The following is a 13,393-nucleotide window of genomic DNA, read 5'->3' on the forward strand; positions in this document are numbered from 1 at the left end:
TCAGACCCCGATGGGGTGCCAGACCGTCTTGATCTCCAGGAACGGCTTCATCCGGCCGATGCCGGGGTCGGCCAGCCAGTCGGTTGTGCCCGTCGGCCGTACCACCCGCTTGAGCGTGCTCGCGGCACTCTCCTCCAGCTCGGTCGCCAGGTCGCCCGCGCCGGTCAGGTCCAGACCGTTGACGTCGGCGTGCGCGGCCAGGTGCGGCGCGAGCTCAGGGGCGCGGCCGGTAAGGATGTTGACCACGCCGCCCGGCAGGTCGGAGGTGGCCAGCGCCTCGGCCAGGGAGACGGCGGGCAGCGGGGCCCGCTCGCTGGCGACGACCACGGCGGTGTTCCCGGTGGTGATGACCGGGGCGATCACCGACACCAGACCCAGCAGCGGGGCCTCCGGCGGCGCGACGACCGCCACGACGCCGGTGGGCTCGGGCGCCGACTGGTTGAAGTACGGCCCAGAGACGGGGTTGGACCCGCCGATGACCTGTGGGAACTTGTCGGCCCACCCGGCGTAGTAGACCCACCGGTCGATGGCGGCCGACACGAGCGTCTCGGCCTTGGCCCGGCTCACCCCGTCGGCCGCCACGACGTCGGCGACGAACTGGGCGCGGCGGCTCTCCATCATCTCCGCGACGCGGTAGAGGATCTGTCCCCTGTTGTAGGCGGTCCGCCCGGACCAGCCGCCGAACGCGGTGCGTGCGGCCACCACGGCGTCGCGGGCGTCCTTGCGGGAAGCCTGACTCGCGTTGCCGAGGTGATCACCCTTTGCCGAGGTCACCGGATAGCTCCTGCCCGATTCCGAACGGGGGAACGCCCCGCCGACGTAGAGCTTGTAGGTTTTGCGGACGGCGAGGCGCTGGTGGGTGTTCCCGTTCTTCCCCGCGTCCTTGACCACGCCCGTCTCCTGGTCAGACAAGGTAACCCTCCAGTCCGTGGCGTCCGCCCTCCCGGCCGTAGCCGGATTCCTTGTAGCCGCCGAAGGGGCTGGTCGGGTCGAACTTGTTGAACGTGTTGGACCACACGACACCGGCCCGCAGCCGCTCGGCGGTCCACAGCATGCGCGACCCCTTCTCCGTCCACACGCCGGCGGACAGGCCGTAGGGGGTGTTGTTGGCCTTGGTGACGGCCTCGTCCGGGGTGCGGAAGGTCAGCACCGACAGCACCGGGCCGAAGATCTCCTCGCGCGCCACGCGATGCGCCTGGGTGACGCCGGTGAAGACGGTGGGCCGGAACCAGTAGCCGCGCTCGGGCAGCTCGCAGGCCGGGGACCAGGACTCGGCGCCCTCGTCCACCCCGGCCTGGGCCAGTTCGGTGATCCGGCCGAGCTGGGCGGCGGAGTTGATGGCGCCGATGTCGGTGTTCTTGTCCAGCGGATCGCCGAGGCGCAGCCGCTCGACGCGCGCCTTGAGCCGCTCCAGCAGCTCGTCGGCGATCGACTCTTGCACCAGCAGCCGCGAGCCCGCGCAGCACACGTGCCCCTGGTTGAAGAAGATGCCCGAGACGATGCCCTCCACCGCCTGGTCCAGGGCCGCGTCGTCGTAGACGATGTTGGCGCCCTTGCCGCCGAGCTCCAGGCCGAGTTTCTTGCCGGTCCCGGCGACGGCGCGGGCGATCTCCCGGCCGACGGCGGTGGAGCCGGTGAAGGCGACCTTGTCGGCGCCGGGGTGGGAGACCAGCTGGCAGCCGGTCTCCCCGGCGCCGGTCACGATGTTGACGACGCCGGGCGGAAGCTCCGCCTCCTGGCAGATCTCCGCGAACACCAAGGCGGACAGCGGCGTGGTCTCGGCGGGTTTGAGCACCACCGTGTTGCCGGTCGCCAGTGCGGGCGCGATCTTCCAGGCAAGCATCAGCAGCGGAAAGTTCCACGGGATGACCTGCGCGGCCACGCCCAGGGGACGCGGGTCGGGGCCGACCCCGGCGTAGCGGAGCTTGTCGGCCCACCCCGCGTGGTAGAAGAAGTGCGCGGCGACCAGGGGCAGGTCGACGTCGCGCGTCTCCTTGATCGGCTTGCCGTTGTCCAGCGTCTCCAGAACCGCCAGCTCGCGGGAGCGCTCCTGCAGGATGCGGGCGATGCGGAAGAGGTACTTGCCGCGTTCGGCCCCGGGCATCGGGCCCCACACCGTGTCGAAGGCGCGCCGGGCCGCCGCCATGGCGCGGTCGATGTCGGCCTCGCCGCACACGGCGACCTCGGCCAGGGTCTCCTCGTCGGCCGGGTTGACCGTGGTGAGGTACTCGCCGGTCTTGGCGGGGACGAACTCGCCGTCGATGTAGGGCTCGTAGGTCGGCCGCACGGAGACAACCGCGCGCGACTCGGGAGCCGGCGCGTAATCGAACATCTGCTCTGCCACTGCTCGGCCTCTCAGTCCAGCGTGTAGTAGTCGGGGCCGGGGTAGCTGCCGGTGCTCAGCTTGGTCCGCTGCATGAGCAGGTCGTTGAGCAGGCTGGAGGCCCCGAGGCGGAAGTACTCCGGGTCCAGCCAGGCGGGGCCGGCGACCTCGTTGACCAGGACGAGGTTCTTGATGGCGTCCTTGGTGGTGCGGATGCCTCCGGCCGGCTTGACGCCGACGCGCCGCCCGGTGGCGGCGTAGTGGTCGCGGACCGCCTCCAGCATGATCAGGGTGACCGGCAGCGTGGCGGCGGGCGTGATCTTGCCGGTGGACGTCTTGATGAAGTCGGCGCCGGCGTGGATGGCCAGCCAGGAGGCGCGGCGCACGTTGTCGTAGGTGGCCAGTTCGCCGGTCTCCAGGATGACCTTGAGGTGGGCCGTCCCGCAGGCCTCCCTGACGGCGACGATCTCGTCGTAGACCTTGCGGTAGTCACCGGCCAGGAACGCGCCGCGGTCGATCACCATGTCGATCTCGGCGGCGCCGTCGGCGACCGCCCGCCGGGTGTCGGCGAGCTTGGCCTCCAGGGGCGCCCGCCCGGCGGGGAAGCCCGTGGCGACGGAGGCGACCCCCACGCCCGTTCCGGCGAGCGCCTCGACGGCGACCCCGACCAGGTCGGAGTAGACGCACACGGCCGCGACGTGCGGCGCGCTCGGATCGGCGGGGTCGGGGTGCGCCGCCTTCGCGCTCAGGGCCCGCACCTTGCCGGGGGTGTCGGCGCCCTCCAGAGTCGTCAGGTCGACCATGCGGATCGCCATATCGATCGCGGTGGCCTTGGCGGTGGTCTTGATGGAGCGCGTGGAGAGGTCCGCGGCGCGGGCCTGCACGCCCACCGCGTCCACGCCGGGGAGTCCGTGCAGGTAGGCGCGGAGTGACGCGTTGGACGCCGCTACCTCGGGCGCGAAGGCGAAGGCGAATACGGTATCGGGCACAGGGCACCTTCGTGGGTCGGTCGGGGTCGCCAGGGGGCCAACCTTAACGCGCACTCTCGCGCCCGCCGCCGCGCGCGGGTGCGTTTGCGGTGCGTGCGCGGGGTGGGTCGGGCTTATCACCCCGCGGGGAAGGATCAGTGTCCCTATTTGGCTCACCCTGTGTCGGTTTTCGACGGTGATCCAGGTCATGCGATGTCGATCGGACGTCATCGTACCCATCTGACACACGAATCACCGATATCCGGCGCATCAGGCGACACACCACCAAGACTTCGTAGGCGACCACGAATCACGCATAGCGTTCCTGGATATACCTACAAGCCCTCACGTGCGACAGGGGCGCCGCCCGCGGCGACTAGCCTGGAAGATCGGGGCTCCCGACCACGGGGCGACGATGTGCGGCAGAGCGAGGGGACCGATGGCCGAGTTCCGGATCACGTGCGACGACGACGGTTTCGACCTGCGCAAACTCGCCGCTGCCCTGACCGAGTCCCAGGGCTGGCCGCGTGACCAGGTGAGCATCTGGGAGAACCGCGGAGGCGGCGGTGTGGTCGTGACCGTGGACGACGCACTGCTGACCCACCGCGAGCCCGACCCGCTCACGCGGCCCATGCACACCCTGAGCGACGTGCACAAGGCGTGCGAGCTGCTGCGCCGCCGCGACCCGTCGCTGCGCGGGGTGGACTTCCTCGCCCTGCGCGCCGAAGCCGCCCGGTTCTTCTCCGCGGGCTGGTCGATCGCCGACCTGCTGCACGCGCTCAGCCACCGGCACGACGGCGCGCCGTGGCCGCGTGGCGAGGGCTACCAGGGCATCGAGTGGTTAGAGCACCGGTTGCGCAGCTGGAAGACGCCGAACGGTGACATCCGGCCGTCGGTGTCCCAGGAGTCCGCGCAGCTGCGGATCGTCGGCCGCTCCGGGCTCCCCGACGACATCGGAATGCCCGATGACGAGCCCGTGGCCCCCCGCCGCACCGCCACACCGGAGACGGCGCGGGCGGCGGCCGACGACGCGCGCCGCCTGATGCGCGCGGGGACGCGCACCACCAGCGACGCTCTGGGGCACCGCGAGCGGACGGCCGCGCACATTACGCGCCCGACCGGACGGCGCGCGCCCGGCTCGGACGACCAGCGCTAGAAGATCTCGGTGAGCTTCCCGATGGGGCTCACCGTGTGGAAGCGGTCGTGGTTCTCGGGCACTTCGTCCTGCTCCAGCACCCACGTCATCGGGTTAGGCACGAGGACCGCTCCCATCCCCGCTTTCAGGGCCGGCCAGATGTCGGACTTCGGGGAGTTGCCGATCATCCAGGTCGCCGCGGGGTCCAGCCCTTCGGCCGCGGCGAAGGAGTGGTAGGCCCGCGGGTCCTTCTCGGACACGATTCCGATCCCGGCGAACAGGTGGGCCAGACCCGACGCCTCGATCTTCCGGCGCTGCACGTCCTCGTACCCCTTGGTCAGCAGGAACAGCCGGTGTCGCGCGCCCAGGTCGTGCAGGGTCTCCTCAACGCCGGCGATGAGCTCCAGCTCGCGCTCGGTGATGATCTCCCGGAACGACCGCAGGACCGCGCGGTCGACGTCGTTCACCGGGGCATCGGGCCGGAGCCGCTCCAGGCACTCGGTGAGGCTGCGCTCGAACACGGCGGCCCCGTAGCCGTAGACGGCGGCGTTAGCGCGTTCGATGTCGTCCAGGACCGCCCGGACCTCCGCCGGGGAGAGCGCGGGATGGTCCAGGTAGTCGAGGAACGCCTCCGTCGCTCGCTCGAAGAAGAGCGTCTCCTCCCACAGCGTGTCATCCGCGTCGAAGATCAGGTCGTACCGGCCCATCCGCCGCCCTCCGTGTCTTCCGTGTCACACAACGGCAGCGCCGCCTCCAGGGGCGGGGCGGCGCCGAATGGCACGACGCTACCGGTAGCGTCACGGAGAATTCGGACGAACCCGACCACGACATCGGAGAGTGGCTTACGTTACATTCGGGCGTCCACGGCATAGCGTTAAACGGTGGCTTTCCCAGCCGGGCACACGCGCCGTGTCGGGACTCGTCATCAGGAGGTGCCCAATGACGGAACCGCCGCTCTCCCGGTTGCTGCCGGTTGACGCCATCTTGACCACGGTCCACGTGTCCGACTGGCGCTCCGCCATCCGCACGTCGGGAGAGCTGCTGGTGGCCACGGGCGTCAGCACGGACGACTACGTCCACCAGATGCTGAAGGCGGTCGACGAGTACGGGCCCTATATCGTCATCACGCCCGGGCTGGCGCTGGCCCATGCCCGCCCCTCCCCCGCTGTCCTGCGCACCGGGCTGTCCTGGGCGGGGCTCGCCGCGCCGGTGACGTTCGGCCACCCCCAGAACGACCCCGTCCACCTGGTGATCGGGCTCGCGGCCGTCGACCACGACGCGCACTCCTCAGCCCTGTCCCGCCTGGCCAGAATGCTCGCCGACCGCGGCCGGCAGGAGAAACTGAGAAGCGCCGCCACACCCGAGCAGGTGCACACCCTCATCACCGAGTACGAAGAGTCGGAGAGAACATGAAGATCCTCGCCGTGTGCGGCATGGGGATCGGGACCAGCGTGATCCTCACGACCAACATCTCCAAGGCAGTGCACGATCTGGGCCTGGACGCCGAGATCGAGGTCGCCGACATCTGGACGGCGGACGGTGCGGCGGCCGACGCCGACGTGGTGATGACCTCGGGCGAACTCGCCGCCGAACTGGGGAACATGGGCGTCCCCGTCACCGTGATCGACGACTTCCTCGACCCGGAGGAGGTCCGGGCCCGGCTCGCGGCCGTGACCGGCCGCTGAGCCCGGTGCGGCGACGCGCCCTCAGCGGTACACGCGCCCGCGCAGCAGTGCCTCGGCCGGCCCCTTCTGGCCGGAGCGCTCCAGGGAGACCGCGATCCCGACCGTGAGCAGCCAGGTGCCGACGGCGAACATAGCCATTTCGGCGCTGTGCAGGCGCCCGCCGAGTCCGAACCCCCACGCCGACAGCACCGGGGCGAAGACCAGGGACTGCGCCAGGTAGCAGGTGAGCGAGCGCTTGCCGACGGCGGCCAGCGCGAAGGTGACAAGGCCGCGGCGGTTCCTCAGCCGGTATCCGAGGATCCCGAACAGCGCCGCGAACGCCAGCCCACCGCCGATGCCGGTCACCCGGTGCAGGGTGAGCATCCACATCTCCACGCCCGGCGACGCGTCCACGACCCCTGCGGCGGCCAGGGCCGCGGGGAGTCCGCCCAGCAGGGAGACGGTGAGGCCGACACCGACGATGCCGCGCAGGGTCTCCAGGTGGCGGGCGGCATCCTCCAGAAGCCGGTGCCGGGCCGCGACCATACCGAGGAGGATCGCGGGCAGGACGGTGACCAGGACCCCCTCCAGCACCCCGGCCGGCCACTCCGCCAACCGCAGCAGGAACGCGGCCGGCGGGTTGGTGGTGGTCGCCGAGGCGAGGGGGGCCGCCGCGTCGAGCTCCCCTCTCTCGGCACCGGCCGCCTCCAGCAGGCCGAACAGCACCGCGACGAGGGAGAAGAACAGCGCGCTCACCGCGAGGAACACCACTGACCACCGGTAGAGGGTGCGGTCGTCCCGGAACAGGAACAGTGCTCCGATGATCAGCCCGGCCGCGCCGTAGGTTCCGAGGATGTCGCCGCTGAACAGCAGCCCACCGTGGAGGGCCCCGAACAGCAGCAGCCACGCGTGGCGGCGGCGCAGGAGCAGCTGCACGCGGGCGCGGCCGACGCCGTGGTCCTCCTGGCGGCGGAGGATCTGCACAATCCCGTAGCCGAAGAGGAAGGCGAACAGCGGATAGGAGCGGCCGTCGACGGCGATCGTCAGAACGAAGTTCACCGCACGGTCGGCGGCCGTGCCGTCGAGCGGGTGCCCCATGGGGGCGCGGCCGTGGCCGACCATGTAGGCGCTGGTATTGGCCAGTGCGATGAGCAGCAGCATAAAGCCGCGTGCGAGATCGGGGGCGAGCACACGGGCACCCGAGCGGACCGGGCCCTGATTCGAGGCGTCGAGGAGGGTCATAGTGGAAAGCTTTACCGCCTATTACTTATGCTTTGCTTTCACGGAACGCACTGGGGGCGTGATTCCATCGTTCGTTTACGAGGTCGAACCTCATTCGACCGCGCCACCCCGACACCGAATATCTGCGCAAACACACCGAAGAATACCGACCTCTCCAGAGGGTACGCACCTCGGGACAGTCGCGTCATCCCTCGGAAGTCGCGGCCACTGACACCCGAACGCCAACTTTCGAACACTTGAATAAACGAGAGTTTAGGCCGATCGGCGGGGGTGTTCAGGGGATGTTTCCCAAGGTCATACGCTGCTACTCTCCCGATGTCGCCTGAAGTACCGGGGGAGTTGGATAATGCGGGTGCTCGTCGTCGAACCGCAGACCATCGTGCGAGCCAGCATCAGCGCGCTTCTGTTGGAGCTTCCAGGAATCGATGTGGCCGACGCGACCGGTTCCGGGAGGGACGTCGTCTCCCTTGCTCTCCATTCGCGCGCCGATGTCGTGCTGATGAACGCCGATGTGGAGGATGTGGAGGGTACCGACGGATATGCGCTCGCCCGGACCCTGCGTGAGGAGGGCAACAGGCGGATCGATATCATTCTGCGGCTATCGACCACGCGCGTCCAGGACGTGCAACACGCCCTCGACGCCGGTGCCACCGGCATTTTGACCCGCGACAGCTCGCCTGATGTCATGGCCGACGCCCTCGACTGCGTCGCGAAGGGCCGCATTTTCCTCGAACCCGCCACCATACGCCGCCTGGTGACGGCGGCCATGTCGGTTCCTCCCCACGCCCGGACGGGCGAGCACCCCTGCCTGTCCGAGTTGACCGACCGCGAGCTGCAGATTCTGCGCCTGGTCGCCCGCGCTCTGAACAACCGGCAGATCGCCGCCCACCTGATGATCAGCGAGGGGACGGTCAAGGCCCATCTGAGCCGGGTCCTCGGAAAGCTGCGCCTGGCCTCGCGCACCCAGGCCGTGGTCTTCGCTTACGACTGCGGCCTGGTCACGCCCCACCCGCACGAGCGGAAGTCCGCCTGACAGCCGACGCGATTTTCTGGTTGGAGAAATTCCGCGACGGGCAATTCACCGCGCACGGCAATCGCCCACGGCATCGGCTGGCACCAAAAAGGACAGGCCAGGTGGCATTGGCCAAATGTGGCCAGGGGTGGAATCGATCTTGCGAGAGCCACAGCGTGCCCTGATAGGTTCATCGTCGCATTCACCGCAGGTGAATTCGATGCCGAGAATGCGCGGGTCCGACCTGTGACCGTCCCGGAACCGTACGGCCGGGACAGCGAATCCCCGGGGGAGGACCGTCCCCTCCCCCGGGGTCCGCCGGGTGTCCGTCGCGCGCTACACGTGCAGAACAGGCTCGGCCGTGCTGTCGTCCGGCCCCTCGTTCTCCTGCTCCCGCCGCTTGGGCCCCATGAACCACGCCAGGCCGGCCGCTGCCGCCATGACGACGGCGGCGATGCCGAACGAGACGTGCATACCGTCCAGGAACGCCATGTGGCTGGCGGAGGTCAGCGCGTCAGCGACAGCGGCGGACGCCCCGTCCGGGACGACCGCGCCGCCCTGGGACACGGTGCTCTGCATCCCGGCGACCTCGTCCGGCCCCGGATTCGGCAGCCCTTCGGAGGCGAAGTGTCCGGGCAGCGTCCGGGAGACCGTCATCGCCAGCGCCGCCCCCAGGACGGCGGTGCCCAGCGAACCGCCGAGCTGCATCGCGGCCTGCTGCATACCGGAGGCCACGCCCGCCAGGGAGACCGGCGCACTCGACATGATCGCGGCCGTCGCCCCGGTCATGACGAAGCTCAGCCCGACACCGAGCAGGATGAAGGCGATCGACGTGTACACCCAGCCGATCTCCGGGGTCAGCCGGGCCAGCATCGCCATGCCGACCGTCGAGGAGACCAGGCCGCCGATGGTCGGCAGTCGCGTGCCCACGCGATCCACCAGCCGCCCGGCCGGTGTCCCCCAGATCGCCATCATCGCGGTCAGCGGGAGCAGCTGCAGCCCCGTCTGCAGGGGGCTCAGACCACTCACGCCCTGCAGGTAGAAGGTGATGAAGAACAGCGAGCCCATCAGCGCGAGGGCCATGAGGACCATCAGCACGGTGCCGATGGAGATCGGCAGCGAGCGGAAGATGGCCATCGGCAGCAGCGGTTCTTCGGCGCGCAGTTCCCACAGCACGAAGGCGACGCCGACGACCAGCGCAACGCCGAGGGCCGTCAGCGTCAGCGGGTGGCCCCACCCCTCGGCCGGCGCCTCGACCAGCGCCCAGACCAGAGCGAAGATCGCGATGCTGAGCAGCACGATGCCCGAAAGGTCGAACCGGGAGCCGGTGTCGGTGGGCCGGTTCGGGCCGACCAGCCACGCGGTCATGCCGATGGCGGCGAGCGCGATGGGCACGTTGATCAGGAAGACCGAGTGCCAGCCGAAGGCCGAGACGAGTACGCCGCCCAGGATCGGACCGGCGGCGGTGGCGCCGCCGAGGAGGCTGGCGAACACGCCGAACGCCCGGCCGAGCATGTGCGGGGGGAAGCCGGAGCGCATCAGTCCCATGGCGGCCGGGCCGATCGTCGCGCCGAAGACGCCCTGCAGGATGCGGAAAGCGATGAGCACCGCGGCGCCCGAGGACATCGCGATGGCGACCGAGGTAAGGGCGAAGCCGACGACGCCGGCCAGATACATCCTCCGGTGGCCGAAACGGTCGCCCAACTTTCCGGCGGTGATCAGGAAGACCGCCAGGCCGAGGAGGTAGCCGTGGGTGACCCACTGCAGCTCGGCGAGGGAAGCCCCCAGGTCACGGGCGATGGCCGGGTTGGCGACGGCGACGATCGTGCCGTCGAGCGCCACCATCATCACACCGAACGCCGAGGCCAGCAGGGTCCCCCAAGGCCCCCGCAAGCCCCGCGCGGGAGGTGACGGCGGCGCGTCCGTTGCGGTCGTGGTCATGTGTTCCTGTCCCCCTGTCTCGACGCTCCTCGCGCCTTTGTGTCCCCCGGCCATCACCGGCTCAGATTATGTCAGCGACTGACAAGTGGCAATCGCTGACTTATTTTGACAACCGCCGGGTATCCTCTCTCACGCAGGGCGAACAGCACCCGCCGCGAAGAGAGGTGGTCACAATCACCACGGTCGACGACGCTCCCGGCCTCGGACTGCGCGAGCGCAAGAAGGCGCGCACCCGCGAGGCACTGGTCGAGGCGGCGCTGCGGCTCTACAGCCGAAAGGGCTTCGCCGCGACCACGACCGAGGAGATCGCGGCCGCCGCCGACGTGTCCCAGCGCACGCTGTTCCGCTACTTCCCCAGCAAGGAGGAGGTCCTCCTCTCCCTCCAGGACGACATCGAGGAGACCTTCCAGGCCAAGCTGGCCGCCCGACCCGAACCGGAGTCCCCCTACGACGCCCTGGTCAACGCGCTCACCGACACGTGGCGCGAGCTCGACGAGCACGCCGTCGTCGCCCACCAGACCCTCATCCAGCTCTGCGGCGACTCACCCCAACTGCTCGCCGCCTACCTGCGGCGCTCCAGCGAGCACCAAGAGCGCGCCGTCTCCCTGCTCGCCCGGCGCTCCGGCCTCGACCCCGACACGGACCTGCGTCCGCGGCTGTGCATGGCGGCCTTCAGCGCCGCCGTGCACACCGGCATCATGCGCTGGCGGGACAACGAGAAGACGCCGAGCGCCGACGACCTCTTCGAGGGGCTGCGGGAGTGCCTGGCGGGCATGGTGCCCGCCCTCACCGAGGACTGGCACACCGCGCCCGCGCGGGACGCGGAACCGGAACCACGGCCGACGTCGGAGCGGGAACACAGCGGCTGAACCGCGTGCTCCCGCCCCCGACATGGACACAGATCCTGTCACCCCACCCCCGACGGGCGCCACTGATTTTCTCGCCCCGTGGCTCCCCCGGCGCGATCGGCGTAGCGTCGGTTTTATGGACACTGCCGACTACGAGTGCATCCTCGTCGAGCGAGACGACGGCTACGTCACCGTCACGATGAACCGGCCCCAGCGCCGCAACGCGCTCTCCTCCGCGCACATGCGGGAACTGATCGCGGCGTTCGCAGAGATCGGCGCGAGCGACGCCCTCGGAATCACGCTGGCCGCTAACGGTCCCGTCTTCAGCGCCGGACACGACTTCGCCGAGGTCGCCGCTGCCGACCACGCCCAAGCGCGGGAACTGCTGCGCACCTGCACCCACCTCATGCGCACCCTCCAGTCCGTGCCGCAGGTTGTCATCGCGCGCGTGCACGGGCTGGCCACGGCCGCCGGATGCCAGCTGGTGGCCAGCTGTGACCTCGCTGTCGCGGCGCACAGCGCCGGATTCGCCGCGCCCGGCGGCAAGGGCGGCTGGTTCTGCCACACGCCAATGGTGGCGATCTCGCGCAATATCGGCCGCAAACGCGCCATGGAAATGGCCCTGACCGGCGATGTCGTGGACGCCGCGACCGCCGCTGACTGGGGGCTGGTCAACCAGGCGGTGCCCGACGACAAGCTGCACCAGGCCACCCGGGATCTGCTGGAGCGCGCCACCCGCGGCGGGCCGCGCAGCAAGGCGCTGGGCAAACAGGCGATGTACGCCCAACTCGACCGCCCCGAGTCCGACGCCTACACCTACGCCCTGGAGGTGATGGCGGCGAGCAGCCAGACACCCGAGGCACGCGAGGGCGTCGCGGCGTTCCTGGAGAAGCGTTCGCCCTCATGGCCGACCTGAGGTCGCGGCAGCACGAACGCGGCCCACCCCGGGGGCACCGGCCGGGAGCCGCCGTCACCGCCGCGGAAGCCCCTCGGCACGCGGCAGCAGCAGGGGGCCGAGGCCAGCGAGCCACGTCAGGCCCTGTTCCAACGGGCCGCGGCCCACAACCAGCCGCCACAGCGTCGCGAAGGTCAGCGAGGCGACGACGAACAGCTCCAGCCGGAACGGCGCGACGTCCAGGAAGGACATGCCGAACAGCGCCATCGCCACGATGTGGCCGACGTAGAGGGTGAGTGCCATGGCCCCGGCCGCGGCCAGCGGATAGAGGACCGCCCCGGCCACGTCAGTCAGCGCCATGCAGCCGACGAGGACCAGCAGTGCGACACCGAGCGCACCGGCGATCTCGAAGCTGGTCCCGCTGTGCGGCGAGGCCACCAGCAGCCACCACACGCTGTCCGTCGGCACCTGGCCGTGCAGGTCGTAGATCTGCTCGACCATCCACGCGCGGATCGGTCCGAGCAGCGCGGGATCGACACCGGTGAGGCCGGGGCCCGCCTCCGCCACCAGTCGCTGGAGACCGCCCAGCGGGTACACCAGCAGCCACGACGCCCCATAGCCGAGCGCGACCAGCCCCGCGCCAACCCCGGCCAATCCCAGCCGCACGCGCGGCGCGGTGAGTTCGAGGCGGCCGACGGCCAACCCGGCGATCACGAAGGCCATGAACGTGCAGGCCGGGTAGTAGCCGGTCAGCAGGAAGTCGGTGAGTCCCTCGATGGAGGAGGCATGGCCGGACGCGAGGCGCAGCTCGTCGCGCAGGAGGAACGACACCTGCGGGCCGAGCAGCCCCACGGCGGCCGCGGCGGCGGCCAACGCGGGAGCGCGCAGCTTCAGCAGTGGGAGGGCGAGGAGGAAGAACCCCGCGTAGTAGGTCAGGATCACGGCCACGGGGGCGCCGAGCAGGTCCACGGCGCCGCCGAGGAGCGCCAACGCCACCACCCGCACGAGGATGCGCGCGCTCACCCGGTGCAGCGGTGCGCCCGACAGGGGCGCGCCGCGCCCCGTCATGAGGGCCAGCGACACCCCGGCCAGGAACGCGAAGAGCGCCGAGGAGCGCCCCCGCGCCAGGCCGTGGACCACCTCGGCGGCGTCGACGTCCAGCAGGCCGATGGCGCCCACACCGAGGTGGACGGTGAACATACCGAAGATGGCGAGCGCGCGGGCGGCGTCGATCCCGGCGATCCTGCCCGGGAGTACGACGGCCGCCGATTCCGGCGCGGCACCGGATACCTGCTGGGACACGACGCCCAGACTAGGGCGTCTCGGGCATCGGTGTCCTCTTCTCCTATCTCCGCTATCGCCGGC

13 protein-coding genes are annotated in these 13,393 nt (G+C 70.3%); 6 read left to right on the forward strand and 7 right to left on the reverse strand.

All coding sequences use genetic code 11. The features are described from left to right. The 3 genes from ABD259_RS15670 to deoC are packed head-to-tail and all read right to left on the reverse strand — an operon-like array spanning window position 1 to window position 3,312. On the reverse strand, window positions 1–912 hold the full coding sequence (locus ABD259_RS15670) for an aldehyde dehydrogenase family protein (RefSeq protein WP_344163324.1): 912 nt from the start codon (window positions 910–912) through the stop codon (window positions 1–3). After that, window positions 905–2,332, reverse strand: coding sequence for an aldehyde dehydrogenase family protein (locus tag ABD259_RS15675; RefSeq protein WP_344163501.1), 1,428 nt, complete (start codon window positions 2,330–2,332; stop codon window positions 905–907). The genes ABD259_RS15670 and ABD259_RS15675 overlap by 8 nt, the downstream gene beginning before the upstream one ends. A 23-nt stretch (window positions 2,333–2,355) precedes the next feature. After that, entirely contained in the window at window positions 2,356–3,312 is a 957-nt protein-coding gene (deoC, locus tag ABD259_RS15680) for a deoxyribose-phosphate aldolase (protein ID WP_344163327.1), read from the reverse strand. 418 nt (window positions 3,313–3,730) lie between these two features. Here deoC and ABD259_RS15685 point away from each other — a divergent pair, with 418 nt between their 5' ends. Next, window positions 3,731–4,447: a hypothetical protein gene (locus ABD259_RS15685; RefSeq protein WP_344163330.1), complete on the forward strand. Its 717-nt coding sequence runs from the start codon at window positions 3,731–3,733 to the stop codon at window positions 4,445–4,447. Here ABD259_RS15685 and ABD259_RS15690 read toward each other — a convergent pair. After that, a complete protein-coding gene (locus tag ABD259_RS15690) occupies window positions 4,444–5,133 on the reverse strand; it encodes an HAD family hydrolase (RefSeq protein WP_344163332.1) in 690 nt (229 codons plus the stop codon). The two genes, ABD259_RS15685 and ABD259_RS15690, sit on opposite strands and share 4 nt — an antisense overlap. 232 nt (window positions 5,134–5,365) lie before the next feature. On the opposite strand from ABD259_RS15690, the gene ABD259_RS15695 reads away from it, so the two are divergent. Together ABD259_RS15695 and ABD259_RS15700 are read left to right on the forward strand one after the other, a co-directional pair. Next, window positions 5,366–5,839, forward strand: coding sequence for a PTS sugar transporter subunit IIA (locus tag ABD259_RS15695; protein ID WP_344104729.1), 474 nt, complete (start codon window positions 5,366–5,368; stop codon window positions 5,837–5,839). After that, the gene (locus tag ABD259_RS15700; protein ID WP_344163335.1) at window positions 5,836–6,111 is read left to right on the forward strand and encodes a PTS sugar transporter subunit IIB; all 276 of its coding nucleotides are present in this window, start codon (window positions 5,836–5,838) and stop codon (window positions 6,109–6,111) included. Before ABD259_RS15695 ends, ABD259_RS15700 begins: the two co-directional genes overlap by 4 nt. Window positions 6,112–6,132: 21 nt before the next feature. On the opposite strand, the gene ABD259_RS15705 is transcribed toward ABD259_RS15700, so the two are convergent. Next, window positions 6,133–7,332, reverse strand: a complete 1,200-nt coding sequence (locus ABD259_RS15705) for a DUF418 domain-containing protein (protein ID WP_344163338.1) — start codon at window positions 7,330–7,332, stop codon at window positions 6,133–6,135. 346 nt (window positions 7,333–7,678) lie between these two features. Here ABD259_RS15705 and ABD259_RS15710 point away from each other — a divergent pair, with 346 nt between their 5' ends. Next, a complete protein-coding gene (locus tag ABD259_RS15710; protein ID WP_344163341.1) occupies window positions 7,679–8,365 on the forward strand; it encodes a LuxR C-terminal-related transcriptional regulator in 687 nt (228 codons plus the stop codon). Between the two features lie 315 nt (window positions 8,366–8,680). On the opposite strand, the gene ABD259_RS15715 is transcribed toward ABD259_RS15710, so the two are convergent. After that, complete coding sequence (locus ABD259_RS15715; RefSeq protein WP_344163343.1) at window positions 8,681–10,285, reverse strand: MFS transporter; 1,605 nt, start codon at window positions 10,283–10,285, stop codon at window positions 8,681–8,683. Between the two features lie 164 nt (window positions 10,286–10,449). Between ABD259_RS15715 and ABD259_RS15720 the strand changes: the two genes are divergently transcribed. Together ABD259_RS15720 and ABD259_RS15725 are read left to right on the forward strand one after the other, a co-directional pair. Continuing rightward, on the forward strand, window positions 10,450–11,154 hold the full coding sequence (locus ABD259_RS15720; protein ID WP_344163346.1) for a TetR/AcrR family transcriptional regulator: 705 nt from the start codon (window positions 10,450–10,452) through the stop codon (window positions 11,152–11,154). A gap of 115 nt (window positions 11,155–11,269) precedes the next feature. Continuing rightward, window positions 11,270–12,049: an enoyl-CoA hydratase-related protein gene (locus ABD259_RS15725; protein WP_344163350.1), complete on the forward strand. Its 780-nt coding sequence runs from the start codon at window positions 11,270–11,272 to the stop codon at window positions 12,047–12,049. Window positions 12,050–12,103: 54 nt separating this feature from the next. Here ABD259_RS15725 and ABD259_RS15730 read toward each other — a convergent pair whose 3' ends face one another. Beyond that, window positions 12,104–13,330 carry a heparan-alpha-glucosaminide N-acetyltransferase domain-containing protein gene (locus ABD259_RS15730; protein ID WP_344163353.1) on the reverse strand — a complete coding sequence of 409 codons (1,227 nt, stop codon included), beginning with the start codon at window positions 13,328–13,330 and terminating at the stop codon, window positions 12,104–12,106. Window positions 13,331–13,393: the final 63 nt, after the last annotated feature.

This window comes from Nocardiopsis rhodophaea (assembly GCF_039530945.1).
In the GTDB taxonomy this organism is placed as follows: Bacteria; Actinomycetota; Actinomycetes; order Streptosporangiales; family Streptosporangiaceae; genus Nocardiopsis_C; species Nocardiopsis_C rhodophaea.

Excerpts from the sequence above, each read along its gene's own strand:
- ABD259_RS15675 (WP_344163501.1), bottom strand. The coding sequence starts at position 2,332 with ATGTTCGATTACGCGCCGGCTCCCGAGTCGCGCGCGGTTGTCTCCGTG.
- ABD259_RS15685 (WP_344163330.1), top strand. The coding sequence starts at position 3,731 with ATGGCCGAGTTCCGGATCACGTGCGACGACGACGGTTTCGACCTGCGC.
- ABD259_RS15690 (WP_344163332.1), bottom strand. The coding sequence starts at position 5,133 with ATGGGCCGGTACGACCTGATCTTCGACGCGGATGACACGCTGTGGGAG.
- ABD259_RS15695 (WP_344104729.1), top strand. The coding sequence starts at position 5,366 with ATGACGGAACCGCCGCTCTCCCGGTTGCTGCCGGTTGACGCCATCTTG.
- ABD259_RS15700 (WP_344163335.1), top strand. The coding sequence starts at position 5,836 with ATGAAGATCCTCGCCGTGTGCGGCATGGGGATCGGGACCAGCGTGATC.
- ABD259_RS15705 (WP_344163338.1), bottom strand. The coding sequence starts at position 7,332 with ATGACCCTCCTCGACGCCTCGAATCAGGGCCCGGTCCGCTCGGGTGCC.
- ABD259_RS15710 (WP_344163341.1), top strand. The coding sequence starts at position 7,679 with ATGCGGGTGCTCGTCGTCGAACCGCAGACCATCGTGCGAGCCAGCATC.
- ABD259_RS15715 (WP_344163343.1), bottom strand. The coding sequence starts at position 10,285 with ATGACCACGACCGCAACGGACGCGCCGCCGTCACCTCCCGCGCGGGGC.
- ABD259_RS15725 (WP_344163350.1), top strand. The coding sequence starts at position 11,270 with ATGGACACTGCCGACTACGAGTGCATCCTCGTCGAGCGAGACGACGGC.